Genomic DNA, 26,037 nt, shown 5'->3' on the forward strand with positions numbered 1-26,037 from the left:
ATCTACAACGTAGCCCCGGCGGGGATGCCCAGCGAATCGGGCGGGCCGGAGCGCCGGGACGCCCCGCCGGTCACAGGATCGCCAGGGGATTGACGGGAGAACCGGTCGCCGAGGACAGCCGTAGCGGGGCGATCACGCAGAGGAACGACCAGCGGCCCTCCCGTTCGCAGAGCGGGGCCAGCTCCTCGAACTGCAGGTAGTCGAGCAGGTGCAGCCCCATCGCGTGGATGGCGAGCACGTGTACCGGAAACGCGACGCTCCGCGCGGCACTGGGAGCCGTGTCGTTGTTGCCGTCACTGCCGAGTACGGCCACCTGGCGGTCGGCCAGGAAACGCAGGGCGGTCGGGTGGAGCCCGGCCCGCGCGCCCGCCGAGTCCCAGGCACCGAGCTGCGCACGCCGCCGCTGGTGCCCGACGCGTACGAGCAGGATGTCGCCCCTGCCGACCCGCACGCCCTGCTGCGCCTCGGCGGCGGCGAGGTCCTCGGCGCTCACGTGGGACCCCGGTTCGAGCCAGGGGGTGCCGTGCAGCCGCGGGACGTCCAGGAGCACTCCCCGGCCCACGATGCCGTCGCGGGCCAGGTCGATGGAGAGGGCCGCCGATCCGGCCGGGGAGAGCACGTCCGCGGCGGGGACGCCGCCGTGCAGGGTGCCTCCGTAGATGACGTGGCAGAGCGCGTCGATGTGGCTGTCGACGTCGCCGTGGATGTTCATGGCGATGCGGTCCCGGGCGAACTGCAGGCCGCCCGGGTCCGGGGCGCCGCCGACGGGCGCGGTGAGCCGGTGCTCCGCCGGTTCGGCGTTGTCCGGTCCCTCTCGGGTGTTCACGGGCGCGGCGAGAGAGACCGAGCGGCCGGAGCGCACTTCACGGACGGCCGCCAGCGTCTGTGCGGGGGTGATGGTGCCCAGAGCCCCCAGGGGCGCGACACCACCGGGTGCCGTATTGCGCAGTTCACGATAGAGCGACCCGAATTCGGCCTCGCTCATCCCGTCGGGCGTACCCATGTCCTCACCATCCGGCACACCCGCCGCCGGCGCGCGCCGAGGCATGGCGGCCGCATCCGATTTGCCGAGGTCCCGGGCCGCCGCGTTAATGGACGAGCGGCCTGTCCGGGCCCGACGCACCCGTGCGCCTCGCTCTCACACGCGGAGATTCGCTTGGACATGCTGCACGTCCGGGCCGTGAGCCCGCCGGACCTCACGGGACGTGTCATGGCCCTGTTGAGCGCCCAGCCGTGTGTCGTCAACCTCTCCCTGCAGCCCGACAGCGTACGGAACCCCGACGGCGACGCCATCGTGTGCGACGTCCTCACCGGAGTCGCCAACGAGGTGCTGCGCGGGCTGCGCGACCTCGGACTCGAACGGCGGGGGTCCATCGTCCTCGACCCGATCGACACGGCCTTCTCCGACCACGCGGCCAGGGCCGGGGCAGAGGTGCTCGGGTCCCGGCTGCGCGTGCCGGTATGGGAGCAGGTGGAGGCCAGGATCCGGGCCGAGGGGAGGTATCCCCCGAGCTTCTACCTCTTCATGGCCATCGCCGGTGTCATCGGTGCGGTCGGCATCATCACCAACTCGCAGATCCTCATCGTCGCGGCCATGGTGGTCGGCCCGGAGTACGCGGCCGTCAGCAGCGTCGCCCTGGGCATCGACCACCGTTCGCGCCCACCTGTCCGGGAGGGCCTCGCGGCGCTGCTCGCGGGCTTTCTGCTGGTCGTGGCCGTCACCTTGCTGTTCGGGCTGCTCGTCCGCGGTTTCGGCCTCCAGTCGCAGGCCTTCGAGCTCGGGATCAGGCCGGTGTCGAACCTGATCAACACGCCCAACTTCTTCTCGGCGGTGGTGGCCGTGCTGGCCGCGGTCGTCGGCATCGTCTCGCTGACCGAAGCCCGCACCAGCGCCCTGCTGGGTGTGTTCATCTCCGTGACCACCATTCCGGCGGCGGCCGACATCGGGGTCTCCTGCGCCTTCGCCAGCTGGGACGAAGCCCTGGGGTCCCTGTTCCAGCTGCTGCTCAACATCGTCGTGCTGATCCTGGTCGGAACCGGGACGCTGAAGGTCCAGCGGGCGATGTGGCGGCGCGTCAGTGCGCACCGCAAGCGGCGGAGCGGGCCGTGAACACGGCAGCCGCCCTGTCGCAGGACCAGGTGTTCACGGGCCTCGGACTGATCGTCGTCCTGGCCGTGGGCTCCCAGCTGCTGGCGAGCCGGCTGCGCATCCCCGCGCTGATCGTCCTGCTGCCCGTAGGATTCACCGCCGGCGCGCTGACCGGTGACGTGAACCCCGAGGAACTGCTCGGAGCCGCCTTCTCCCCGCTGGTCTCGCTGGCCGTCGCGGTGATCCTCTACGACGCCGGGCTCGGCCTGGACCTGAAGCGGTTCAGGGCGCACACCCGCCGGGTCGTGGTGCGGCTGATCTGGTTGGGCGGGCTGCTCACCGCGGGGTCGGCGGCCGCGCTCGCCTGCCTGCTGCTGGGGATGTCGGGCGGCGCGGCCGTGATGCTCGGAGCCATCCTCATCGTGTCGGGGCCGACGGTCGTCGGACCGCTGCTGGGCTTCGTGCGCCCCACGGAACGGCTGCAGCACGTCCTCATCTGGGAGGGCACGCTCATCGACCCGGTCGGGGCCATCCTGGGGGCCCTCGTCTTCCACGCCGTGGTGGCCGGGAACAGCAGCGGCGTGGCCGCCAAGGTGGTGGAGTTCACCACCAGTGCCGCGGTGGGCCTGGCCGGCGGCGTCGCGGGCGCCGTGCTGCTGAAGCTGCTGCGCGGCCTGCGGCCGGGGGCGGTACTGGGGACCACGGTCCAGCTGGCCGCTGTGATCGGCGTGGCGGCGGCCTGCAACGTGATCCGCGATGACACGGGCCTGATCGCCGCCGTTCTGATGGGGCTGGCCGTGGCGAACCTGCCCGGAGCCGAGACGGGCGCCCGCAATCCGTTCTTCGAGACCCTGGTGCACCTGATCATCGGCCTCCTGTTCATCTCCATCTCGGCCACCGTCAGCCCCCGTTCGCTGCGCCACGTGCTGCTGCCGACGCTGGCTCTCGTCGCGGTCCTCATCCTGGTGACCAGGCCGCTCGTGGCGGCCGTCGCCTCGCTCGGTACGGATCTGACGCGCGGGGAGCGTGGATTCCTGGGGTGGATGGCGCCGCGCGGCATCGTGGCCGCGGCCACCGCCTCGACGTTCTCGGCCGCGCTGGCGGCCAAGGGCGTGGCCGGCGCGTCGAAGATCCTTCCCGCCACCTTCGTGGTGATCGTGGTGACCGTCACGCTCTACGGGCTCACCGCCGTGCCGGTCGCGAGGCGGCTGGGCGTCGTGCGCCCGTCCCGCTCCCGGCCGCTGCTCGTGGGCGGTGATCCCTGGGTGGTCGACCTGGGGCTGGCCCTGCGGTCGGCCGGGCTGGAGGTCGTCATGTGGGCGGGGCACGACGCGCAGCGGGACCGGATCAGGGCCGCCGGGCTCGAACTCGCCCCCGGGGAGCTGTTCGCCGCGGCCACCGGCTCGGGCGCCGAGCTGGAGGGCCTCACCGGCGTCCTGCTCCTCACCGACGAGAGCGACTTCAACGCCCTGGCCTCCATGAACCTCCAGGGCAGCGTGGAGGGCCCGGTGTACCGGCTGGGGCCGGCGACCGACACCCAGGGCGTCGTCGCCCCGTACACCGGAGGCCGGGTGCTCTTCGATCCCGCGCTGACCGGAGCCGAGCTGTCCCGCCGCTACGACCAGGGCGCCCGCCTCGTCACGCGCCGCCTCCAGGGGCCCGTACCGGCCGGATACCACCTGCTGTTCCTGGTGCGTGAGGACGGCACGCTGCTGCCCGTCACCCGGACCGGCGGCCCGGTGCCGGGGCCCGGGGACATCGCCGTACTCCTGGGCGGATGACCCCTCAGCGGGCCGGCGCGCCGCCAAAGTCCGCGACGGCCCGACGCGCCCGGGCCAGGGTGGCCTCCGGGCCGCCGGCCGCGTCGACGGTCGCGCCGGGCTCGTCCGGTTCGAGCGGTTCGAGGATCTCGAACTGCGAGTCGACCAGGCGCAGCGGCATGAAGTGGCCCGTACGCCGGGAGACCCGGGCCCGGGCGGTGTCGCGGTCCAGCGCCAGGTACAGGCACCGGACTCCCGGGGCGGCCGCGCGCAGTTCGTCCCGGTACGCGCGCTTGAGGGCCGAGCAGGAGACGACCAGCCGCCGCCCCGACCGGGAGGCCTGCCGTATCCGGTCCGCGAGCGTACGCAGCCACGGGGCGCGGTCCGCGTCGTCGAGCGCGCGGCCGGCGGCCATCTTGGCGATGTTCGCGGCGGGGTGGAGGTCGTCGCCCTCCAGGAACGGCACGTCGAGTCCGGCGGCCAACGCCCTGCCGACGGTGCTCTTGCCGGCGCCCGCCACGCCCAGCACCACGACGATCACCGCTCCGTGCCAGGGTCCCGGTTCGCGGCCGTCCGCCGCAGGTCGTTCTCGGCGAGGGGCTGCAGGGCGCCGCGTGTGTCCAGCCGGTAGAGCAGGACCAGCGGCGGTCCGACGAGCACCATCGCGATGACCGTGACGAGGAGCAGCCAGCGCAGCGTGGTCGACGCTCCGGCCGCCTGGTCCACGGTCAGCGAGGTGGGGATGAGGTACGGCCGCTGGGCCAGCCCCCAGGCGACCACGACGAGGGCGACGCTGGTGACCGCCGTGATCCTCGCCCACCCCGTGGCCGTGCGGTACAGCAGCGCGGCGGTGGCCAGGGCGCTGACGACGGCCACCAGGACGGCGGCCAGGCCGACGCCGCTGGTGAGGCCGTCGTACACGTAGCGCGCGTCGTGGTGGGTGACGGCGAGGCCGACGAGGGCCAGGACGGCGATGACCCCGAGACTGCACCAGGCCCGCAGCCGGAAGTAGTGGACGAGGTCGGGGGCGTCGAAGCGGCGGGCGTCGGCGGTGAGGAACACCGCGCCCAGGAAGGCGGTGGCGGCGACGGTGAGCAGTCCGGCCAGTACGGAGGTGCCGTTGGACCACGCGTCGGCGGACGCCTTCGTCCCCGGCACGACCCGGCCGGTGGCCAGGCCGCCGACGACCGCCCCGAGGAAGAAGGGCACCAGGAGGGAGGAGACGGCGAAGGCGGCCCCGTAGATCCTTCGGCGCGCCAGGCGCGTCATGGGCTTGCGCAGGGCGAAGCCGGCGCCGCGCAGGACGAGCCCGACGGCCGCGAGCGCCAGGGGGAGCCACATGGCCGTGAACACCGTCTGGAACAGGATCGGGAAGCCCGTCCACATGAACACCAGGACGAAGATGAGCCAGACGTTGTTCGTCTCCCAGACGGGCTCCATGGCGTGGTCGATCAGCCACCGGGGCCGCTTGCCCCGTTCGGAGCCGCCCGCGAAGAGGTCCCAGAACCCGGCTCCGTAGTCGGTCCCGCCGGCGCACGCGTAGGCGGCCACTGCGGCCAGCAGCACCCAGGCCACGACGTCCTGGATCATCGCCCTCCTCCGTCACCGTGCGAAGGGCCGTGATCCGGCGCGGCCGCGGCGGTCGTCGCGCGGGGCCCGTAGGGGGTGTCGCCCTCCGGAGTGGCGGCGTGAGCGCCGCCCTCTTGTTCGTCGGCGGCCCGCCACCGGGTGCGCATCTTGAGCAGGACGACCAGGAAGGTGGCGAAGACCAGTGCGTAGACCACGATGACGATTCCGAGCATCGCCCACAGCGACGCGGCCCGGGTGTCCGTGACGGCTTCGGACACGCGCATGTTCTGGTAGACGATCCAGGGCTGGCGCCCGACCTCGGTGGTGATCCAGCCGCATTCCACCGTGACCAGGCAGGCCGCCCCGGCCACGGCGGCGCACCGGAAGAACCACGGTGAGCGCGGCAGGTCGCGGCGGCGCAGCCAGCACCAGCCGTACCAGAGCGCGAGCAGGACGAGCAGGCTTCCGATCGTCACCATGATGTCGAAGGCCCAGTGGGCGATCGTGGCCTGGGTCGCCGTCGGGCGGTCGCTCGCGGGGACCGACGACAGCCCCGTCACCTTGGTGGACGGGGTGAAACCGGCGAGGATCGAGTCCAGTTGGGGGATCTTGATCCCGCCGGAGATCGATCCGTCGGGATGCAGGCGGCCGAAGACGTACTCGGGTACGTGGGTGTCGGTCTCCCAGACGATCTCGGTGGCGGCGAACTTGATCGGCTGCTTGTGGAAGACGGACCGCGCGATGGAGTCCCCGAGCACGAACTGCACGGGGGTGAGGATCGCGGCGACGGTGAACGGCACGGTGAAACCGAGCCGGTGGTAGTGGTCGCGCCGGCCGCGCAGCCAGCCGACCGCGTACACCCCGGCCACGACGTAGCCCGCCGTGAGGACGACGCCCGCCACGAAGTGCCAGTACTCGGGACCGAACATCGGGGTGAAGATCGCCTTGCGGACGTTGACGTCCACGGGGTTGCCGTCCGCGTCGAGCGAGAAGCCGCGCGGCGTGTTCATCCAGGAGTTCGCGGCGATGATGCCGAACGCCCCCAGCAGCGCCGTCAGCGGCAGGGGCAGGCCCAGCCAGAAGTGCGTCCACGGCTTCAGCCTTCGCCAGCCGTAGAGGTAGATGGCGATGAGGATCGCCTCGAGGAAGAAGGCCCACGCCTCGACCCCGAACCCGATGCCGAACACATCGCCCCACCGGCCCATCAGGCCCGGCCAGAGCAGGCCGAATTCGAAGGACAGCACGGTGCCGGTGACGATGCCGATGGCGAACTGCACGGCCATGACCGCCGACCAGCGCCGCGCGAGCAGGAGGGCGACCGCGTCGCCCTTGCGCAGCCCGCGGTAGTGCATCAGGAGGGTGATGGCAGGCAGGGCCACGCCGAAGGGCACGAGCAGGATGTGGGAGGCCAGGGTGAAGGCCATGAGTTCGCGGGCGGGGAGCAGCTGCGGAGGGGTGTCCGCCATGATCGCGATTGCGCTGTTCATGTGAGCCTTAGCAGTTCGTGCCGGACGGCTGGAGGGCTGGGGGCCTCAGCCACCGGTGGCGAACCCGGGGAACAGGGTCATGCCTCCGTCCACGTAGATCGTCGTGCCCACGACGTAGTCGAGCAGGTCGGAGGCGAGGACGGTCACGGCGTTCGCGATGTCCTCGGGGTCCCCGACACGGCGGTACGGGATGAGCCGCAGCAGGTCCGCCTCGGCCTCGGGGGTGTCCCAGGCGCTGCGGTTGATGGGCGTGCGGATCGCGCCGGGCGCGACGGCGTTCACCCTGATCCGGTGCGGGGCGAGCTCCTGCGCGAGCGTGGCCATGAGCATCTGCACGCCGCCCTTGGAGGAGGCATAGTTCACGTGCCCCGCCCAGGGGATGATCTGGTGCACCGAACTCATGCAAATGATCTTCCCCGCGGAGCGGGACACCTCCGGCACGACGCCGCGGCGCAGGAACTCCTTCGTCGCCTCACGGGCGCACAGGAACTGGCCGGTGAGGTTGACGTCCAGCACCTTGCTCCACTGGGCCATGGTCATGTCCGTGAGCGCGGCGTCCCGCTGCAGGCCGGCGTTGGCGACCATGATGTCGATGGTCCCGAACTCCCGGACCATCCGGGCCACCATGTCGACGACCTGGTCCTCCTGCGACACGTCGCCCTCGTGCGCGTAGGCGCGGACCCCGAAGCCCTCGATCTCCCGCACCACCTCCGCCGCCGCGTCCTGCCCGGAGACGTAGTTCACGACGACGTCGGCGCCCGCCCGTCCGAGGCCGATCGCGGTGGCTTTGCCGATGCCCGAGTTCGCCCCTGTCACCAGGGCCTTCTGCCCCTTGAGGACCTGGGGAACGAGGAGCGTTCGACCACGGTCACTGCTGCTGGCTTCCACTGAGACGCTCCCTGGGTGCTGACGGGGACACGAAATCCGCGCCACCACGACAGCACCGGGGCCTTGCCGCGGCCCGCTGGCACGACTGCCGCTGGACCATTGGGGTGTTCTCCCGAACCGAACGGCCCAACGGAGGCCCGGGAGAAAGGCCGACGCGCACGCCCCCGCGGCGAGGATGGCGAGCATGAATCGGACGGGTGACCAGTACCGGCTGACCTGTGGTCCGCAGACGGTCGTCGTCGTGGAGTTGGGCGGCGCCCTGCGCCACTACTCCGTCGCCGGCCGCCCGGTCCTCGACGGTTTCGAAGCCGACGACCGGATCGAGGGCGGACGCGGGCAGCTGCTCGTGCCCTGGCCCAACCGGATCGGCGACGGACGGTACCGGTGGCAGGAGCAGGAACTGCAGCTGCCCCTCAACGAGACCGAACACGCCAACGCCATCCACGGCCTGCTGCGCTGGACGTCCTGGCAGGCGGTGGAGCAGGGGGAAGGCCGCGTCGTGCTGGCGACCACGCTCTGGCCGCAGCCCGGCTACCCCTTCCACCTGACGGCGCGGGCGCAGTACGCACTCGACCGACACGGCCTGACCGTCACGATCACCGCGCGGAACATCGGCGACGCCCCGGCCCCCTACGGAGTCGGTCAGCACCCGTACCTGGCGGTGGGACCCGGCACGGTCGACGGCATGCTGCTGACCGTCCCGGCCCGGACGTGGCTGCGCACCGACGACCGCGGCCTGCCCCTCGCGTCCGAGCCGGTCTCGGGGACCCCCAACGACTTCGGCGAGCCGCGGCCCATCGGCCCGCAGCGGCTGGACACGGCCTTCACGGACCTGCGGCGCGAGCCGGACGGGCGTGCCGTCGTCCGTCTCGCCGAGCCCTCCGGTGCGTACGGCAGCGACCTGTGGCTCGGTGAGGGGGCGGACTACGTGCAGGTGTACACCGGGGACACCCTGGCCGAGCCGCACCGGCGCCGGAGCGTGGCCGTGGAGCCCATGAGCTGCGGCCCCGACGCCTTCCGCCGCGACGGCGCGCGCGTACGTCTCGAACCGGGGGCCGTGCACACGCTCCAGTGGGGGCTCACGCCCTGGCCCCTGTAGCGGCCGGCGCGCTGCGCGGCCGGCCCGCGGCGGGGCGCGCCACCGGGTCCCTCACTCCGCGAGTTCGCGCGCGTCGAGCGGGAGCCGCCAGACGTTGCGCCGGTGGACGGCGTCGAGTTCGGCCTTGAGCGGGGAGGGCGGCACGGTCAGTACGGGGCAGGGCGCGTGGGCCAGGCAGTGTCGGGCGACCGAGGGACGCAGCAGGCGGCGTACGGCCCCGCGCGCACCCGTCCCCACGACCAGCAGGTCCTCGGGACCGCTCACCGCGTCGACCAGGGCCGCGCCCGGGGTGGCCCGTACGGCGTGGCCCGCGAGGGTCACGCCCGGGCCGGCCGGGCCGAACGCGGTGTCGAGGGCGAGCCGCAGCCGCTCCACGGCCGCGGCCTTGACGGCCGCGAGCATCGGGACGCCGCCCGGGCCGCGGCCGCCGATGTCCCCGCCCGGAGCCTGCCAGGCCAGGACCACCCACAGCCCGGCGCCGCGCACCCGGGCCTCGGCGGCGGCCCGGTGCAGGGCCGTCAGGCTGCCGCAGCTCCCGCTCACACCGACCACGACCCTGTGCCGCACCGCGTCCACCGTCCACCCCTCATCCGGTCCGTTGCCGGCTCCCATGCAAGCGCGGGCGGGCGGACGAGGGGGATCCCCTGACGGCTTCCTGACGGGGAAGCCGCGAACCATGACGGGTCGCTGACGCGGCCTTGGCGCCGGCGCCGCCGTCAGCCGGCGTGGACGTGGGGGCGGCGGTCCCGGTCGGGCTCGGCCTCGCGGATGACCTCGCGGGTGACGGGGGCGACCTCGCCCTGCCCGAAGAGGAAGAAGCGGAGGAAGTTGGCCATCGGGTTGCCCTCGGTCCACTCGAAGTAGATGTGCGGCCGCTGCCCGGTCTGGTCCCGTACGTGGAGCAGCAGCGCCGCGAGGGCGTTGGGGATGCTGGAGCTCTCCAGGGTCAGCACGCGGTAGCGGTCGTGGAGGACTTCGCCGCTCACGCGCATCCCCGATTCGAATTCGGAGGCGTCCAGGACGGTGACCTCGACGAACATGACGTCGTCGGCGGCCGGGATGTCGTTGTCCGCGCGGATCTGCCGGACCTTGTCCCGGTACTCGGCCTTGTCGCGGCTGTCCGGCTCGTTGGCGATGAACCGGATCGTCCGGTTGGCGGTGTCGCGGATGAACCGCTGCGCCATGTCGTCGAACTCCACGTGCGTGACGCGCAGCTCGAAGACGCGGGCGAGGCGGGAGAGCAGCGAGAGGGCCATGATGCCGGCGATGAAGCAGGCACCGATCTTCACGCCGTCGGGGCGCTCGGCGATGTTGACCCCGGTGGTGTAGACGAAGACCGCCGAGATCACGCCGAAGGCGATCGTCCAGCCGCGCTCCCCGGCCCGGCGGGCGGCGATGGTCACGGCGACGGCCGCCGAGGTGATCAGGACGAGGACGCCGGTGGCGTACGCGCCGCCCTGGGCGTCGACGTCGGCGTCGAAGATCCAGGTGACCAGGAAGGCGATCAGGGTGAACACGATGACCATCGGGCGCAGGGCGCGGGCCCAGTGCGGGGCCATGCCGTAGCGGGGCAGGTAGCGCGGCATCAGGTTGAGGAGGCCGGCCATGGCCGAGGAGCCCGCGAACCACAGGATGAGGATGGTCGAGACGTCGTAGACGGTGCCGAAGGCGGAGCCGAGGTACTCGTGGGCCAGGTACGCGAGGGCGCGGCCGTTGGCTTCGCCGCCGGGCTGGAAGGCGTCGGCGGGGATGAGGAGGGTGGTGACGAAGCTGCTGGTGATCAGGAAGACGCTCATGATCACGGCGGCGGTGGTCAGCAGCTTCTTCGTGCCCCGGATCCGGCCCGCGGGCTTCTCGTCGGTGTCGTCGGGGGAGCCCTGGACGTGCGGCATGACCGCGACGCCGGTCTCGAACCCGGACAGGCCCAGTGCCAGCTTGGGGAAGACGACGAGGGCGATGGCGATCATCATGAACACGTTGCCGTGTTCGGTGATCAGCGCCTGCTTCCAGTCGGTGATGACGTGCGGCTCGGCGGCGACCTGCCACAGGCCGACCCCGATGACGACGACGTTGAGCGCGAGGTACGAGAAGACCAGGACCACGGCCACCCCGATGGCCTCGCTGAACCCCTTGAGGAACACACCGCCCAGCAGGGCGATCAGGATCAGGGTGATCAGCACCTGGTGGCCGTTGAGGGTGCTGGTCAGATGAGGGTTCTCCACCAGGTGCGCGGTCGCGTCGGCCGCCGACAGGGTGATCGTGATGAGGAAGTCGGTCGCCGCGAAGCCCAGCAGGGTCAGGACGAACAGCTTGCCCTTCCAGAACGACAGCAGCCGTTCCAGCATCGCGATGGACCCCTCGCCGTGCGGGCTCTCCTCCGCGACGCGGCGGTAGACCGGCAGGGCGCCCAGCAGGGTCAGCACCACCAGCACGATCGTCGCCAGCGGCGACAGCAGGCCGGCCGCGAGCGCCGCGATGCCCGGCTGGTAGCCGAGGGTGGAGAAGTAGTCGAGGCCCGTCAGGCACATCACGCGCCACCACGGCCGCCCGTGGTCGGCGGCCGCGGCCGTTCCGCTCCCGTCGGGCGTCTCCTGGGACCCGTGGCCCGACCGGTGTCTCGTCTGGTCGGTCAGGCCTTCCAGGAGCCACGCCCTCAGGCGGCTCGGCTGGGTGGGGGTGGCCATCGCGGGTGCTCCTTCGTACGGCTTGGATCCGGCCATCGGTGCGACGGCTGGGCAAGCGTACGGAACTCGATCATTCGTGCACGCGCGCGTTCCCATGCTGACGGGCCCCCGACGCCGGCGCGCGGGGGACTGCTCCGGTTGGACGGAACCGCGTGCCGCGCCCGGAACCCGCCTCCCACCTGCGCAGACGTACCGTGCCCCGGCCTCGGTCCGGGGATCGCCGCAGCCCGTGGCCCCGGCCCGTCTTGACGGCTCCTTAACGCCTCTCTAGCGATACCTTGACGGCCCCTTTCCGGCAGGGAGGGCGCCTGTGGACGATGAATCGATCGAATGTTCGAGTGGCGCGATATGATGGACCCGTGCGAACGATCCCCGGCCTCCAGGGCTCCCTCTTCGACCAGGGCGACGAGATCCGCCTCGGCCCGCTCCCGGGGCTGCGCCGCACCGGGCTCGGCGCCGGGGCATGGGTCGACCACCTCCCCGGCTGGCTCTCGGGCGCCGACACGCTGTTCGAACGGCTGGCCGAGGACGTGCCGTGGCGGGCCGAGCGCCGCCGGATGTACGAGCGCGACGTGGACGTACCCCGCCTGCTCGCCTTCTACGACGAGGACGAGCCGCTGCCGCACCCGGTGCTCACCGAGGCGCGCACCACGCTGACCCGGCACTACGCCGCCGAGCTGGGCGAGCCCTTCACCACGGCCGGGCTCTGCCTCTACCGCGACGGCCGCGACAGCGTCGCCTGGCACGGGGACCGCATCGGCCGCTCCGCCACCGAGGACACGATGGTCGCGATCCTCTCGGTCGGCGACCCCCGCGATCTCGTCCTGCGCCCCCGCGAGGGCGGCCCCACCCTGCTGCGCCTGCCCCTGGGCCACGGTGACCTCGTCGTGATGGGCGGCTCCTGCCAGCGCACGATGGAGCACGCCATCCCCAAATCCACCCGCGCCGTGGGACCCCGCATCAGCATCCAGTACCGCCCCCGCGGCGTCCGCTGAGCCGGGGTCCCCATCGCGCTCCGGCCGCCGCCGCGCCCGTTCAGTACCCGTAGACGCTCAGTTCCGTGATGGACGCGAAGATGTGTTCCCAGACCGCGGCGCCGGGCTCTTCGGGGTCGCCGGACTCCAGGACGCCCGGCTCCAGCTCCCCCACCTCGGCGAGGAAGGAGCCGTGCCCGTCCTCCTCCGGATACGGGTCCCAGCACGCCCCCATGAACCGGCGCACGGCCTCCAGGAGGCGTACGAACGTCTCCGTGTCCCGCGCGAAGGGGAACGGGCCCTCGCCCTCGCGGACCAGTGACACCGCGCCCGTCTCCGGGTGGAGCACCACGCGGCCCTCGTCGGCGTAGCCCAGCTCGAACGTCCCCAGGTGCAGCAGGCCGCCGAAGCCGGCGCCGGACTCCGGCTCCCCGGGCCCCTCCTGCGGCCCCTCCTCGGTCCAGGCCAGCTCGAACGAGGTCACGCCCGCCGCCCAGTGGCGCGGCAGGCCCACCGTGCTGATCAGCTCCCGGGTCGGCAGGTGGGTCAGCTCCGACGGGAGCAGCGCGTCCGGGACGCGGACCGTGCGGTCGGCGCCGAACACCGCCTCCACGCGGGCCGCGTCCAGCGGGGTCTCGCCCGGCTCCGGGCCCGCGAACCACGCGGTGCCCGCGCCCTCGTCCCAGGAGGAGGCGTCGGCCCCGCCACCGGGCCAACCGGCCGCGGCCGCCGCCTCGTTGCGCTCCACCACCACGATCCCGCGCGCCTCGGTGAGCAGGAAGCGGCCGCCGCCGAGGGGTGTGGGTTCCTCCCAGGTGCCGGGGCAGCGCAGGCCCCAGGCGTCCTCGTCCGGGTCGAAGAGGAACGGCTCCTCCTCCTCGGGCTCCGCGGTACGCCGCGTGAACTCCCCGGCGGCGGGCGCCGGGCGCGGCTCGCCGGTCGCCAGGTCGAACCAGCGCTCCCCGGTCCACAGCGACCAGACCTTCAGCAGGCTCCGGCCGTCCGGCCCGTCGAGGACGTCGGCCGAGGCGTCCCCGCTGAGGTTCGGCTCGGCGCGGAAGGCCCCGACCGGCCGCCACCAGGCCCAGACGGTCCGCCAGGGCATTCCGGGCTCGGCCGCGGCGACCTGATCCGCGTACGCGTCGTGTCCCAGCACCTTCGCGGCGAAGTGCAGCCACGAGCCGAACTCCGCCCGCGAGACCTGTGCACGCCCGAAGACGGCCTCGGCCTGCGTGAAGACCTCGCGGCCGACCGCGCCGCCGGCCCCGGGGGCGGGCCACTCCCGTATGCGGGCGGCTCCGGCCTCCAACAGGGCGGCGGGGGAGGAGAACAGGGCGTCAAGATCTTCACGAGGCATGCCGGCCATGGTGCCGCAGGTCACCGACAGTCCCCGGTCCAGGGTCGGTCGGGAGGCGGGGGCAGGGGGGCAGGGGGCGGGAGGCGGGCGCCCCGGCGCTACGCGGGGTCCGGCTCCTTCGCCGCGGTGGGCTTCACGGCCGCCGTCGCGCCCGGCCGCACCGCCGCGGCCGCCGCGTGCAGGGAACGCAGCGCCAGCAGCAGCACGCCGATGTCGTCGAGGTACACCGGGTCCGGGATGAGGTCCACCGGTGAGACGGTGTAGATCACCGCGACCCAGAACAGCGCCTTGTCGCGCAGCGGGATCCCCGCGTCGAGCAGCAGCCGCCGCGCCGCGAAGACCCGTACGAGGAGCACGCCGGCGGCGATCGCCAGCCCGAGGGCCACGACCGCGGCGATCGTCAACCAGACCGTTGCGTCCATGCCACCCCTATACCCCGTTCGGGCCGCTCATGCGCACCGCTCCGGGCTATCCGCCGTGCTCGCGCAGCCGCCGGCTGACCTCGCCCAGCCCGTCCGCCACCGCTTCGAGCTGTTCGGGCGTGAGCACGTCGATCAGCGCCTCCCGGACCATCGCGACATGCCCCGGTGCGGCCTCCTCCAGGCGGGCCCGGCCGGCTTCCGTGAGGACGGCGAAGACGCCGCGGACGTCGGAGGGGCAGCTGCGGCGGCGGACCAGGCCCGCCTTCTCCAGCTGGGTGACCTGGTAGGTCAGCCCGCTCTTCGAATTGATCAGGCCATTGGCCAGTTCCGTCATCCGCAGCTCGCCGTCCGGGGCGGCGGAGAGGCGCACGAGCACCTCGTACTGCGGGTGCGAGAGGCCGGAGTCGTCCTTGAGCTGCTGGTCGAGACGGCGGTTCACCAGGGCGGACGCGGCCAGGAAGCCGCTCCAGGCGCGCATCTCGCGCTCGTCGAGCCATCTCGTTTCAGCCATGCGCCCAGCCTACACGGGTTGTTCCAATTTGAATCACTGGTTAGGGTCGGGGCTGGCGGTTCGAATTTGAACAACCCTGCTCCACCGCAACTCCGTCCCCGCCCGAACCGCCCGACCGGAAGGATCCCCCCATGACCAGCCCCTCCGTCACCGCGACGAAGCCGCAGGCCGCAGCCGCACCGGCCGTCCCGCTCGCCCTCTCCACCCCCGCCCACGACGCCGGCCTGCTGCTCCTGCGCGTCGTCCTCGGGCTCACCATGGCCGGCCACGGCACCCAGAAGCTCTTCGGCTGGTTCGGCGGCGGCGGCATCAGCGGCACCGGCCAGTTCTTCACCGCCAGCGGCTACCCCGCGGGCGACGCCATGGCCGTCGTCGCCGGCCTGACCGAGACCCTCGGCGGCCTCGGCCTCGCCCTCGGACTGCTCACCCCGCTCGCCGGAGCCGCCGTCGTCGGCACCATGATCAACGCGATCGCCGTCCACGGCGCCGGCGCGTTCTTCGCCCCGAAGGGCATCGAGTACGAGCTGCTCCTGACCGTGGCCGCCGCCGCGGTGGCCCTGACCGGCCCCGGCAAGTACGCCGCCGACCGCTTCCTGCCGGTCCTGCGCGGCCACCGCCTGGCCCACGGCCTCCTGGCCGTCGCCCTCGCCGTGGTCATCGCGGGCGCGCTGCTCCTCGTACGCAGCTGACGGCCGCGCGGCCGTAGTGCGCCTGAGGGTGCCCGGGTCCCGGATTGATTGGGCCCGGGCATTCGGGGGAACAGCGCACAAATGACACAACCCATCGAAGACTACGCACTCATCGGCGACCTCATGACCAGCGGGCTCGTCGGCCGCGACGGGTCCCTCGACTGGCTGTGCCTGCCGCGCTTCGACTCGCCCGCCTGCTTCGCGGCGCTCCTCGGCGACAAGGAGAACGGCCACTGGCGCATCTCGCCCGCCGGGGTCCCCGATGACGAACAGTGCACCCGCCGCGCCTACATCGACGGCTCGCTGGTCCTGGAGTCGTACTGGGACACCCCGGAGGGCGGCTCGTTCAAGGTCGTCGACTTCATGCCGCAGCGCGACACCGCCCCCGACGTGATCCGCATCGTCGAGGGCCTGACCGGCGAGGTCACCGTGCGCAGCGTCCTGCGCCTGCGGTTCGACTACGGGCACGTCGTCCCCTGGGTCCGGCGCGCCGACGGCGAGCGGGTCGCCGTCGCCGGACCCGACTCCGCGTGGTTCCGCAGCGAGCCGGCCGTGCCCACCTGGGGCGAGGCCAACAGCACCTGCTCGGAGTTCAGCCTCTCCGCCGGCGAGCGGGTCGCCTTCGTCCTCACCTGGCACCCCTCGCACGAGCCGCGCCCCGAGCCCTGCGACCCGTACGAGGCGCTGGAACAGAGCCGCGCCGACTGGCGGGACTGGTCCTCCCAGTGCACCTACGAGGGCCCCTACGAGGAGGCGGTGACCCGCTCCCTGATCACCCTCAAGGCCCTCACCTACGCCCCGACCGGCGGCATCGCGGCCGCCGCCACGACCTCCCTGCCCGAGGAGATCGGCGGCGTCCGCAACTGGGACTACCGCTACTGCTGGCTGCGCGACTCCACCCTGACCCTCGGCTCCCTCCTGGAGACCGGCTTCCTCGACGAGGCCCGCGCCTGGCGCGAATGGCTGCTGCGCGCGATCGCCGGAGACCCCGCCGACCTCCAGATCATGTACGGCATCGGCGGAGAGCGCCGGATCCCCGAATCCGACCTGCCGTGGCTGCGCGGCTACGCCTCCTCCGCCCCCGTCCGGGTCGGCAACGCGGCCGTCGACCAGCTCCAGCTCGACGTGTACGGGGAGGTCCTCGACTCGCTCTACCTGGCCAGGTCCAACGGACTGCCCGCGGAGCGGCACGCCTGGCGGATCCAGCTCGCGCTCCTCGACTTCCTGGAGCGCAACTGGCGGCGGCCGGACGAGGGCCTGTGGGAGGTGCGCGGTCCGCGCCGTCACTTCGTGCACTCCAAGGTGATGGCCTGGGTCGCCGCGGACCGGGCCGTGCGCACCATGGAGAGCGATCCCTCGCTGCTGGGCGACATCGAGCGGTGGCGGACCATGCGGGACGAGGTCCACCAGGACGTGATCGACAACGGCTTCGACCCGGTCCGCGGCACCTTCACCCAGTACTACGGATCCCGCGAACTGGACGCGGCCACCCTGCTCATCCCGCGGGTCGGCTTCCTGCCGCCGGACGACCCGCGCGTGATCGGCACGGTCGACGCGGTGCGGGTGGAGCTCGGCAGCAGCGGCCTGGTCCGCCGCTACAGCACCGAGGGCCCTTCGGTGGACGGGCTGCCCGGCGACGAAGGGGCCTTCCTGGCCTGCTCGTTCTGGCTGGCCGACGCGCTGCACATGACCGGGCGGGAGAAGGAGGCCCGGGAGCTGTTCGAACGGCTGCTGGCCGTACGCAACGACGTGGGACTGCTCGCGGAGGAGTACGACCCGGTGGCCCGCCGCCAACTCGGCAACTTCCCACAGGCGTTCAGCCACGTGGGCCTGGTGAACACGGCCATCACCCTGGGCCGGACGGCCGCCCCGCCCGCCGTCTGACCGCCCGCGATCCGACCGCCCGCCGTCCTGCCCTCCCACGGCCGGGGGCGGCCGGGTCATGCGGGGGCGGCGGGGCGCGGTGGTGCGCACCCTTCGGCGAGGTAGTCGTCACGACGGACGGGGCCGACGGGGGTGAACCCGTACGGCCCCGTCGGGGGAGCGCGGATCAGACGGCGGCGGGCTCGTCGTCCTCCGGGACGCTGACCAGCCAGCGGGTGTCCTGCCGCGGCCGCAGGTACAGCGCCCAGTACAGCGTGGCCACGGCCACGATCCCGCCGGTCCACAGCAGGTACTGGGTCTCCTGCTGCTTGAGGATGTAGGCGAGTACGGCGATCAGCACGATCGGCACGGCCGGCCACAGCGGCATCCGCCAGGCGGCCACCTCGCGGTGCGCCCCGCGCCGGGCGAACAGCGCGGCCACCGCGACCAGCAGGTACATGCCGGTCACCGAGACGCCGGTGACCCCGTACAGGGTGTCGAGGTTGACGAAGCACAGGGCCGCGCCGGGGACGCCCACGAGGAGCGTGGCGACCCATGGGGAGCCGAAGCGGCCGAGCTTGGACAGCGCGTGGTTGACCGGCTCGGGCCACGCCTTGTCGCGGGCGGAGGCGAACAGCACGCGGGAGTTCTGGATCACCATCACGATGCCGGCGTTGATGATGGCGAGGGCGACGCAGAGGCTGACGAAGGTGCCGACGGCGGAATTGGACCAGGCGGTGACCATCCCGCCGAGGTCGCCCTCGGTCAGCGCGGAGAGGTCGGGGGCGCCGACGGTGATGGCGATGACCGGGATCAGGATGACGGCCGTGGAGATGGCGAGGGTGGCGAGCACCGTACGGGCCACGTTGCGCCGCGGGTTCTCCAGCTCCTCCGACAGGTAGACGGCGGTCGAGAATCCCTGGGTGATGAACAGGGCGATGGCGAGACCGGAGACCACCATCATCGCGGTCACCGTGGAGGTGCCGCCGCCCTCGGCCGCGACCGTGCCGTGCACCAGCGCGTCGGCGCCCCGCTCGCTGTGCGCGAAGCCCAGTACGGCGACCAGCGCGGCGGCGATGACCTCGAGCACCAGGAAGATGCCGGTGATCCAGGCGTTGGCCCGCAGGTCGAGGAGGCCGGCGAGGGTGGCGAGCAGCATCACGCCGCCGCCCGCGACCGGGGCCGGTATGTGCACGATCGGCGCGAGGTAGTCGGCCGTGCCCATGGCGATCACGGGCGGCACGATCATCACGACCAGCAGGGAGAGGACGAACACCAGCCAGCCGGCCAGCCGGCCCGCCATGGTCGACACCATCGCGTACTCGCCGCCGGCGCTGGGGATCAGGGTGCCGAGCTCGGAGTAGCAGAACGCGACGCCGATGCAGAGCAGCGAACCGATGGCGATCGTGAGGGCGGTCCACGTGCCGAGACTGGAGAACAGGTCGGGCACGACGACGAACAGGGTCGAAGCGGGCGTCACGCACGAGAGCGTCAGCAGTGTGCCGCCGACGACGCCGATGGAACGCTTGAGCTTCTGGGGGACGGGCCCGGTGGCGGGGGCGAGGGCCTGAGGGGCACTGATCGTTTCAGACATCGGTGCGGGGTTCCGATCGGCTGGTGCGGTGAACTGAGGTGCGGGAGCGGTATCGCCTCCGAGGCGGTGGTGAGCAGAGTGGTTCGGTGGCTCCCGGGGCGTCATCGAATCCCTGCGGGATCCGCAGGTCAATAGCGGTTCCCCTGCGGATTCCGTCGCCCCGTACCGCTGCGCCCGGCCGACGGCGGCGTTAAGACCGCGTAAACGCTGCACGGAGTGCGGGTGCGGGAACCGCAGCGGGGCGCGGGCAAATTTTCTTCCGCTTTGCCGACATGTGCCCCCGGCGACACCACCTGCCCACGGAGTGGGCACCCGGGCGGGGCGTCATGACTGCGGTGCGGCTCCCCGGCCGCCCGTACCCGACGCGCCGCCCGTACGGGAGGCCAGCAGGAGGGCGATGTCGTCCGGCCGGTCCGAGGAGTCCCCGGCCCCGCCGATCAGCCGGTCGGCCGTCTCGGTCAGCGGAGAGGGCCGGGCCGCGGCCAGCGCCGCCCGCAGCCGTTCCACGCCGATGTCGATGTCCTTCCCGGCCTCCTCCACCAGCCCGTCCGTGTACAGGGCGAGCACCGATCCCGGCGCCAGCCGCAGCTCCGTCACCGGGTACGTGGCGCCGGGGTCGATGCCGAGCACCACCCCGCCCGGCAGGTCCAGCACCTCGGCCCGCCCGTCCGCGTGCCGCAGCAGGGGCTGCGGGTGCCCGGCCCGGACGGCCCGCGCCCGGCCCGACGCCGGGTCGAGCAGCACGTAGCAGCAGCTGGCGAACTGGCCGGGGTCGAGGCCGATCAGCAGCCGGTTGGTGCCCGCCATCACCTGCTCCGGCGGGCTGCCCCCGAGCGTGAAGGCCCGTACGGCGCTGCGCAGTTGGCCCATCGTCGCGGCGGCCGCCACCCCGTGGCCCTGTACGTCCCCGATGACCAGCGCCAGCAGGCCCTCGCCCGTCTCGACCACGTCGTACCAGTCGCCGCCCACGTCCATGCCCTGGGTGCCCGGCAGGTACCGGCCCACCGTCTCCACGTTCTCGCGCACCGGCAGCCGGTGCGGCAGCAGCGCCGCCTGCAGTCCACGGGCCAGCGCCGCCTCGGTGTCGTAGCGCTGCGCCCGCTCCAGGGCCTGCGCGATCAGCCCGGCCAGCGCGGTCAGCACCGCACGCTCCTCCGGGCTGAAGCCGCGCGGCGCGTCGAAGCCGAGGATGCAGGAGCCCACGGGCCGTCCCGAGGCGATCAGCGGCAGGAAGGCGCGGGCCCCGACGTGGGCGTCCAGCGGGATCCCCGGATAGGCGCTGGCCAGGTGCTCCATCGACTCGAAGAACATCGGCCGGCCCGTGGTCAGCGTCTCCACGCCCGGCAGCCGCACGTCCAGCGCCACCCCGTCGAACCGGTCCAGGAAGCCCTGTGGGAAGCCCGTCTCCCAGGCCAGGTGCAGATGCCGCTCGTTGAGCAGGTAGATCGCCAGCTGGCGGCCGCCGAAGGCGGGCAGCAGCTCCTGGGTGACCACCGCCGAGACCTGGCGGGCCGTGACCGCCTCCGTCAGCGCGATGGCCAGGGACACGGGCCGGTACAGCGCCGAGGCCCGGTCGGCCGGCGAACCCGGGCCGGCGCCCGGGCGGACCACCGACCCGGGCTCCGGCGCGTAGCCGGGCGGCTCGGCCGCGTCGATCGTCACGGTCACCCCGTCCACGCCCGGATACAGGTCCACCGCCACCCATGGCGAGTCCTGCTGCCGGCCCAGCCGGGCCGGGAAGCGCACCGGCTCCCCGGACATGAACACCCCGCGGAAGTGGTCCTCGTACGCGGGCTGCCCCAGCCACGGCACGGCCTCCCAGAGCAACCGTCCGCGCAGCTCCGGCGCGCCCAGGCCGAGCAGGCCGGCGGCGGAGTGGTTGACGTAGCGGATCCTGCCCTCGCGGTCCACGGAGAGCACGGCGAGGGTGAGCCGCTCCACCGCCTCGCGGGCGCCCTGCGCGGTGTCCGGCGGCGGTACGCCCACCGGATCGCCCGTCCAGAGCACCGGCTGCCCGGCCGTGGTGAGCGCGGCGAGCCCCTCCGCCAGCCCGTCCGCCGCGGTGCGCAGCCGCTCCCGGTCGGCGGCGCCGACCGCGGCCCCGGGGGTCGCGGGGCGCAGGACGAACAGCACCCCGAACCGCTGGGCCCCGGCCATGACGGGTTCGTACAGCGACCCGAAGGGGAACGGCAGCCCGGCCATCAGCTGCGGGAAGCGCCGCATGGCCGCCTCCGCGTCGGGCAGGTGCACCGACTGTCCGGAGCGGTAGGCCTCGGCGACGGGGTACGGGCGGTTCACGTGCATCCGCCACCACGGGCGGAACAGCCGACCGGGCAGTCCGGTCATCACGGCCAGCAGCAGCGGGCCCTCGGCTCCGGAGCGCAGGTAGACACCGCCCGCGAACCCGCCGACGGCCTGCACCGCATCGACGCAGGCCCGCGCGAGCACCCTGACCGTGGCGTCGGTGGCGGGGCCGCTGTCCGGTCTCGCCGTCACACAGTCAGCATGCGCCCCCGACGCCGGGCGCTGCATCCCGGCGCCGGTAGCCGGCCACCACCGCGAGCGCCGCCAGCAGCAGCACCGCGGCGACCGTGCGCAGCGCGACCCCCATCGCGTCCGTGAAGGCGCCGATCTGCGCCGGATCGTGCGGGTCGCCGTGGAAGCGGGAGGCCAGCACGGTGCCGACCACCGCCACCCCCAGCGCGGCGCCGATCTCCCGGGCCGCGGTGTTCAGCCCGGAGCCGAGCCCGGCCTGGTGCGCGGGCAGCTCGGCGACCACGGTCAGGGTCAGCGAGGGCGCGCACAGGCCCGTACCGACCGACAGCACGAGCAGGTGGCAGGCGTACAGGGCGTACGGGGTGCCCGCGTCGGCGGTGGAGACCATCAGCAGCCCCGCCCCGATCAGGCCCAGCCCGGCGCCGACCGGCAGCCGCGGCCCCGTCCGCTCGGCCAGCCGGGCGCCCAGCTTCGGCACGACCGCCATGCCGATGGTCAGCGGGACGATCGCCAGGCCGGCGCGGGCGGGCGAGAAGCCCTTCGCGTACTGGAGGTACTGGGCGTTGACGAAGAAGAGGGAGAAGAGCCCGAAGAACGCGGCGCCGATGCCGAGCGACCCGGCGCGCAGCCTGGGCGAGGCGAAGATCCGCGGGTCCAGCAGCGGGTGGGCGGCGCGCAGCGCGTGGCCGGTGAAGGCCGCGAGCAGCCCGGCGCCGGTTCCGAAGGCGATCAGCACCGCCGCCGAGGTCCAGCCGTACGAGGGCCCCTCGATGATCCCGTAGACGACCGCGAGCAGAGCCCCGGCCAGCAGCAGCGCGCCGGCCGGGTCGACGGAGGCGTCGGCCCTGGCCGGGGTGCGGGGGACCGTACGGGCCACGCCGAGCGCGAGCAGCGCGCCGAGCGGGACGACCGCCCAGAACAGGGCCCGCCAGGTCAGGTACTCCCCGGCCAGACCGCCCCCCACGTTGCCCGCCAGGCCCCCGAGGCCGGCGGACAGCGTCCACGTCGCCAGCGCCTGGCCGCGGCGCTCGGGCGGGCTCAGGTGGATCAGTACGGACATGGTGGCGGGCATGATCAGGGCCGCACCGGCCCCGCACAGCCCGCGCCCGGCGATGAGCACCGCCGGGGCCGAGGCGAGGGCGCTGACCGCGCCGCCCGCGGCGAACAGCCCGAGACCGGCCAGCAGGGCGCCCTTGCGGCCGTACCGGTCACCGAGCGCGCCGGCCGGGATGAGCAGCGCGGCGAAGACGATGACGTAGGCGTCGACCGACCACACCAGTTGCCCGGGCGTCGGGTGCAGGGCGGAGGCGGCGAGCTGCGGGATCAGCAGGTTGACGGCGGCGACCATGGCCTGGGCGACGAGCACGCAGGCGCACAGGACGAGCAGCACGGGCCGGGTGAGGGCGCCGGACGCCGGGGCGGGCGCGGTGGTGTCGGGATCTCGGGCATCCCGCTTGAGGGCATGGCGGAGCACGGCTCCTCCTCGGAGTCGGTGGCGGTGAAGTGGTGTGGCGTGGTGTGGGGGAGGGGAGCGCGGTCGGCTTCATCCCCCGTTCCTCACCGTAGAGTTGGGATGACCTGCTTTCCAGTGCAAGTTCTGCAAGGGATGAATGCGTGTGACGCAATCCGGCCTGGACCTCAATCTCCTCGTCGCCCTCGACGTCCTCCTGGAGGAGTCGAGCGTGTCCCGCGCGGCGGCCCGCCTGCACCTCTCCGAGCCCGCCATGAGCCGCACCCTCGGACGGATCCGCAAGGCCCTCGGCGACCCGGTGCTCGTCCGCGCCGGGCGGACCATGGTCCCGACCCCGCACGCCCTCGCCGTCCACGGGGAGGTACGCGCCGTCGTGGAACGGGCCCGGGCCCTGTTCCTGAGCGGCGGACAGGTCGACCTGCCCACCCTCACCCGCACCTTCACCGTGCTGGCCCACGACGCCTTCGCCGCCACCTTCGGGGCCACGCTCTTCTCGCGCGTGGCCCGGGAGGCCCCCGGCGTACGGCTGCGCTTCCTGTCGGAGAGCCACGTGGACACCCCCGCGCTGCGCGAGGGCGTCGCCGACCTCGAACTCGGCGTCGTGGACAGCGGATCCCCCGAGGTGCGCGTCGAGCGCCTCTTCGACGAGCACATGGTGGGCGTGGCCCGGGCCGGCCACCCGCTGCTGCGGGGCCGGATGACCGCGCGCCGGTTCGCGGCCGCCGAGCACCTCATCGTCTCCCGGCGCGGCCGGCTGGAAGGCCCCGTGGACACGGCCCTCGCCCGCCAGGGACTGTCCCGGCGGGTCGTGGGCACCGTCGGCTCCTACCCCGCCTCCCTGTTCATCCTGCGCGAGGGCGATCTCGTCGGCCTGATCGCCTCCCAGGCCGTGCCGCTCGCCGCCGAGCTGGGGCTGGAGGCCTTCGAGGTGCCGCTCGACCTGCCGACGCTGCCCTTCGGCCTCGCCTGGCACCCGCGCCACGACGCCGACCCGGCCCACGCCTGGCTGCGGGACTGCGCCCGCGAACTGCTCCCCGCGGTCGCGGGGCACCCCGTACGCCGTACGCACTGACCCGAACGCCTCCCCCGTCCGGGGGACGGGCCGCCGCACCCGGACCCGGCGGGCGCGCTCCGGGGCACCATACGCACGCGACCCACCCCGCCACGGAAGGCAGAGCATGCGGTTCCAGTACGACAGCATCGGCGATCGCTTCGTGGAGTCGAAGACCACGGCGGCCTTCTCGGCGGCCGACACCCACACCCTGCTCGGGGCGCTCGACGCGCTCGGCGGGGTGCGCGGACTCGACACCCTCGACCTGGCCTGCGGATACGGCTACAACACGCGGCTGCTGGCCCGGGGCGGGGCCCGGCGGGCCGTGGGCGTGGACATCTCGGAGGAGATGATCCGGCTGGCCCGCGCGCACGGGGTGATCGGCGGGGGCGGCGTGGGCGCGCTGGAGGCCGCGGTGGGTGCGGTACGTCCGGCGGGCGGGGCGTCGTCGGGGGCGGCGGCGGCCGAAGGCGCCGGGACGGCTCTCTGCGGGGCCGCGCCGACCGGGGCCGCGGGGGACGCTCCGGCGGGGGACGGGCCGACCGGAAACGCGCCGACCGGGGCCGCCTCGATCGAAGCCGGGTCGATCGAGTACCTGGTGGCGGACGCGGCCAAGCTCCCGCAGATGGGCCCCTTCGACCTGGCCACCGCCGTGTACCTGTTCAACCAGGCCGCCGACCGGTCCTCGCTGCACGCCATGTTCCGCTCGATCCGCGCCAACCTGCGCGACGGCGGCCGGCTGCTGGCCATCGTGCCGAACGCCGGCGCCTTCCCGCACGTCGACTGGTCGCCCTACGGGGTCCGGATCGTCGACCGCGTCCAGGAAGGCGACGCCCCGCTGCTGAAGGCGCAGTTCCTGACCCAGCCCCCGGCCGACTTCGAGTTCCGCGAGTGGGCGCACGCCGACTTCGCCGAGGCCGCCGTCGAGGCGGGCTTCTCCACGGTCGGCTGGCAGCCGAACCGGACGCCTCCCGCCGACGGCGCGCGCGACGAGGCGTACTGGACCGCCTACCGCGCCTGGCCGATCAGCTCGCTGATGACCTGCACCGCATGACGGCCCGCACCCCGGCCCGGCGGCCGGTCGTCACTCGTCGGCGGCGGACCTGATCAGCGCCACGATCCGGTCCCGGGCCGCGCGCCCCTCCGGCACCGGCAGCAGCGGGTACCCGTGCGGCAGCCCCGGCTCCTCGTGGAACTCCACCTCGACCCCGTGCTCACGGGCCCGGCGCGCCAGCTCCCGGCTGTCGGTGGTCAGCACGTCGTGGGTGCCGGTGAACACCGTCAGCGGCGCCAGGCCCGCGAAGGAGCCGTGCAGGGGGCTCACCCGAGGGTCGTCCGTGGCCAGGGTGCCCGCGTACAGCCGGCCCGCCTCCAGCAGCCCCGGCCGCGCCTGGAACGGGTCGGCGGCCTCGATCGCCGCCTGGTCGGGGTGGCTCATGGTCAGGTCCAGCCAGGGCGAGATCAGTACGATCCGCGAGGGCTGGTCCCCGGTGCGGTCGCGCAGGCGCTGGGCGGCGGCCAGTGCCAGGCCGGCTCCCGCGGCGTCCCCGACGAGCACCGTGCCGCCCGCTCCGCCGCTCGCCATGAGTCCGCTGAGCAGGTCCGCGGCCACCGGAACCGTCCGGTCGGCGGTCCCGCGCGGGGCCAGTATGTACGCCGGCACGACGACGCGGGCCCGCGCCTGCGTGACCAGGGTCCGGATCATCGACCAGTGCGGCCGGACCAGCTCGTCGATGTACCCGCCGCCGTGCACGTACAGCACCTGGACCGTGGGCTCGATCCCGCGCGGGGAGGCGTCGTACACCGGCCAGGCACCGACGAAGGTGCGGGAGACGTCGGCGACCCGGCCCAGTGAGCGCGGCGGCAGGTGCGACGCCGGCCGGCGGGCCGTCTCCGCGACCCGTGCACGCACCGCCTCGGCACTCGCGAACCGTCTTCGCCGCCCCGCCGCGATCAGCGCGACCGACAGCGCTCTGCTGCGCAGACTCGGCACGCCCCTCACCTCCCCATTCCCTGCCCCGGCCGCGGGCCCC

General features: G+C 73.5%; 22 protein-coding genes. 8 read left to right on the top strand and 14 right to left on the bottom strand.

Annotated elements, in window-relative coordinates:
- Window positions 1–70: 70 nt before the first annotated feature.
- The gene (locus ACFY1T_RS15215) at window positions 71–1,003 is read right to left on the bottom strand and encodes a cyclase family protein (RefSeq protein WP_390788520.1); all 933 of its coding nucleotides are present in this window, start codon (window positions 1,001–1,003) and stop codon (window positions 71–73) included.
- 153 nt (window positions 1,004–1,156) lie between these two features.
- Between ACFY1T_RS15215 and ACFY1T_RS15220 the strand changes: the two genes are divergently transcribed.
- On the top strand, window positions 1,157–2,110 hold the full coding sequence (locus tag ACFY1T_RS15220) for a DUF389 domain-containing protein (RefSeq protein ID WP_390788521.1): 954 nt from the start codon (window positions 1,157–1,159) through the stop codon (window positions 2,108–2,110).
- A gap of 14 nt (window positions 2,111–2,124) precedes the next feature.
- Window positions 2,125–3,870: a cation:proton antiporter gene (locus ACFY1T_RS15225; RefSeq protein WP_390788618.1), complete on the top strand. Its 1,746-nt coding sequence runs from the start codon at window positions 2,125–2,127 to the stop codon at window positions 3,868–3,870.
- A gap of 4 nt (window positions 3,871–3,874) precedes the next feature.
- On the opposite strand, the gene ACFY1T_RS15230 is transcribed toward ACFY1T_RS15225, so the two are convergent.
- From ACFY1T_RS15230 to ACFY1T_RS15245, 4 genes are read right to left on the bottom strand one after another with little or no spacing between them, the layout of a single operon-like run.
- Window positions 3,875–4,390 (bottom strand): gluconokinase, encoded by a 516-nt coding sequence (locus ACFY1T_RS15230; protein WP_390788522.1) that lies wholly within the window; start codon window positions 4,388–4,390, stop codon window positions 3,875–3,877.
- A complete protein-coding gene (locus ACFY1T_RS15235) occupies window positions 4,387–5,439 on the bottom strand; it encodes a cytochrome d ubiquinol oxidase subunit II (RefSeq protein WP_390788523.1) in 1,053 nt (350 codons plus the stop codon). Before ACFY1T_RS15235 ends, ACFY1T_RS15230 begins: the two co-directional genes overlap by 4 nt.
- Entirely contained in the window at window positions 5,436–6,905 is a 1,470-nt protein-coding gene (locus ACFY1T_RS15240) for a cytochrome ubiquinol oxidase subunit I (protein ID WP_390788524.1), read from the bottom strand. The genes ACFY1T_RS15235 and ACFY1T_RS15240 overlap by 4 nt, the downstream gene beginning before the upstream one ends.
- Before the next feature lie 45 nt (window positions 6,906–6,950).
- Window positions 6,951–7,793: an SDR family oxidoreductase gene (locus tag ACFY1T_RS15245; RefSeq protein WP_390788525.1), complete on the bottom strand. Its 843-nt coding sequence runs from the start codon at window positions 7,791–7,793 to the stop codon at window positions 6,951–6,953.
- Window positions 7,794–7,977: 184 nt separating this feature from the next.
- Here ACFY1T_RS15245 and ACFY1T_RS15250 point away from each other — a divergent pair, with 184 nt between their 5' ends.
- The gene (locus tag ACFY1T_RS15250; protein WP_390788526.1) at window positions 7,978–8,892 is read left to right on the top strand and encodes an aldose 1-epimerase family protein; all 915 of its coding nucleotides are present in this window, start codon (window positions 7,978–7,980) and stop codon (window positions 8,890–8,892) included.
- 51 nt (window positions 8,893–8,943) lie between these two features.
- Here the strand turns inward: ACFY1T_RS15250 and ACFY1T_RS15255 are convergent, their stop codons facing one another.
- Together ACFY1T_RS15255 and ACFY1T_RS15260 are read right to left on the bottom strand one after the other, a co-directional pair.
- Complete coding sequence (locus tag ACFY1T_RS15255) at window positions 8,944–9,459, bottom strand: universal stress protein (RefSeq protein WP_390788527.1); 516 nt, start codon at window positions 9,457–9,459, stop codon at window positions 8,944–8,946.
- Window positions 9,460–9,608: 149 nt separating this feature from the next.
- On the bottom strand, window positions 9,609–11,576 hold the full coding sequence (locus ACFY1T_RS15260) for an amino acid transporter (protein ID WP_390788528.1): 1,968 nt from the start codon (window positions 11,574–11,576) through the stop codon (window positions 9,609–9,611).
- A gap of 359 nt (window positions 11,577–11,935) precedes the next feature.
- Here ACFY1T_RS15260 and ACFY1T_RS15265 point away from each other — a divergent pair, with 359 nt between their 5' ends.
- Complete coding sequence (locus ACFY1T_RS15265) at window positions 11,936–12,571, top strand: alpha-ketoglutarate-dependent dioxygenase AlkB (RefSeq protein ID WP_390788529.1); 636 nt, start codon at window positions 11,936–11,938, stop codon at window positions 12,569–12,571.
- 40 nt (window positions 12,572–12,611) lie between these two features.
- Here the strand turns inward: ACFY1T_RS15265 and ACFY1T_RS15270 are convergent, their stop codons facing one another.
- The 3 genes from ACFY1T_RS15270 to ACFY1T_RS15280 form a co-directional block, all read right to left on the bottom strand.
- On the bottom strand, window positions 12,612–13,907 hold the full coding sequence (locus ACFY1T_RS15270) for an SUKH-4 family immunity protein (RefSeq protein WP_390788530.1): 1,296 nt from the start codon (window positions 13,905–13,907) through the stop codon (window positions 12,612–12,614).
- A gap of 98 nt (window positions 13,908–14,005) precedes the next feature.
- Window positions 14,006–14,329 carry a YkvA family protein gene (locus ACFY1T_RS15275; RefSeq protein ID WP_390788531.1) on the bottom strand — a complete coding sequence of 108 codons (324 nt, stop codon included), beginning with the start codon at window positions 14,327–14,329 and terminating at the stop codon, window positions 14,006–14,008.
- A gap of 46 nt (window positions 14,330–14,375) precedes the next feature.
- Window positions 14,376–14,840 (bottom strand): MarR family winged helix-turn-helix transcriptional regulator, encoded by a 465-nt coding sequence (locus ACFY1T_RS15280; RefSeq protein WP_390788532.1) that lies wholly within the window; start codon window positions 14,838–14,840, stop codon window positions 14,376–14,378.
- Window positions 14,841–14,971: 131 nt separating this feature from the next.
- On the opposite strand from ACFY1T_RS15280, the gene ACFY1T_RS15285 reads away from it, so the two are divergent.
- Window positions 14,972–15,529: a DoxX family membrane protein gene (locus ACFY1T_RS15285; RefSeq protein WP_390788533.1), complete on the top strand. Its 558-nt coding sequence runs from the start codon at window positions 14,972–14,974 to the stop codon at window positions 15,527–15,529.
- A gap of 81 nt (window positions 15,530–15,610) precedes the next feature.
- Complete coding sequence (locus ACFY1T_RS15290) at window positions 15,611–17,413, top strand: glycoside hydrolase family 15 protein (RefSeq protein WP_390788534.1); 1,803 nt, start codon at window positions 15,611–15,613, stop codon at window positions 17,411–17,413.
- Between the two features lie 166 nt (window positions 17,414–17,579).
- On the opposite strand, the gene ACFY1T_RS15295 is transcribed toward ACFY1T_RS15290, so the two are convergent.
- The 3 genes from ACFY1T_RS15295 to ACFY1T_RS15305 all read right to left on the bottom strand — a co-directional run bounded on the left by ACFY1T_RS15295 (window position 17,580) and on the right by ACFY1T_RS15305 (window position 22,956).
- A complete protein-coding gene (locus ACFY1T_RS15295; RefSeq protein ID WP_390788535.1) occupies window positions 17,580–18,986 on the bottom strand; it encodes an APC family permease in 1,407 nt (468 codons plus the stop codon).
- Between the two features lie 324 nt (window positions 18,987–19,310).
- The gene (locus ACFY1T_RS15300) at window positions 19,311–21,518 is read right to left on the bottom strand and encodes a SpoIIE family protein phosphatase (protein WP_390788536.1); all 2,208 of its coding nucleotides are present in this window, start codon (window positions 21,516–21,518) and stop codon (window positions 19,311–19,313) included.
- Window positions 21,487–22,956, bottom strand: coding sequence for an MFS transporter (locus ACFY1T_RS15305; RefSeq protein ID WP_390788537.1), 1,470 nt, complete (start codon window positions 22,954–22,956; stop codon window positions 21,487–21,489). Before ACFY1T_RS15305 ends, ACFY1T_RS15300 begins: the two co-directional genes overlap by 32 nt.
- Window positions 22,957–23,092: 136 nt before the next feature.
- Here ACFY1T_RS15305 and ACFY1T_RS15310 point away from each other — a divergent pair, with 136 nt between their 5' ends.
- Window positions 23,093–24,025, top strand: a complete 933-nt coding sequence (locus ACFY1T_RS15310) for a LysR family transcriptional regulator (protein WP_390788538.1) — start codon at window positions 23,093–23,095, stop codon at window positions 24,023–24,025.
- A gap of 106 nt (window positions 24,026–24,131) precedes the next feature.
- Window positions 24,132–25,058 (top strand): class I SAM-dependent methyltransferase, encoded by a 927-nt coding sequence (locus ACFY1T_RS15315; protein WP_390788539.1) that lies wholly within the window; start codon window positions 24,132–24,134, stop codon window positions 25,056–25,058.
- 30 nt (window positions 25,059–25,088) lie between these two features.
- Here ACFY1T_RS15315 and ACFY1T_RS15320 read toward each other — a convergent pair whose 3' ends face one another.
- The gene (locus tag ACFY1T_RS15320; protein ID WP_390788540.1) at window positions 25,089–25,997 is read right to left on the bottom strand and encodes an alpha/beta hydrolase fold domain-containing protein; all 909 of its coding nucleotides are present in this window, start codon (window positions 25,995–25,997) and stop codon (window positions 25,089–25,091) included.
- Window positions 25,998–26,037: the final 40 nt, after the last annotated feature.

This window comes from Streptomyces sp. NPDC001194, from assembly GCF_042896985.1.
Taxonomy (GTDB): Bacteria; Actinomycetota; Actinomycetes; order Streptomycetales; family Streptomycetaceae; genus Streptomyces.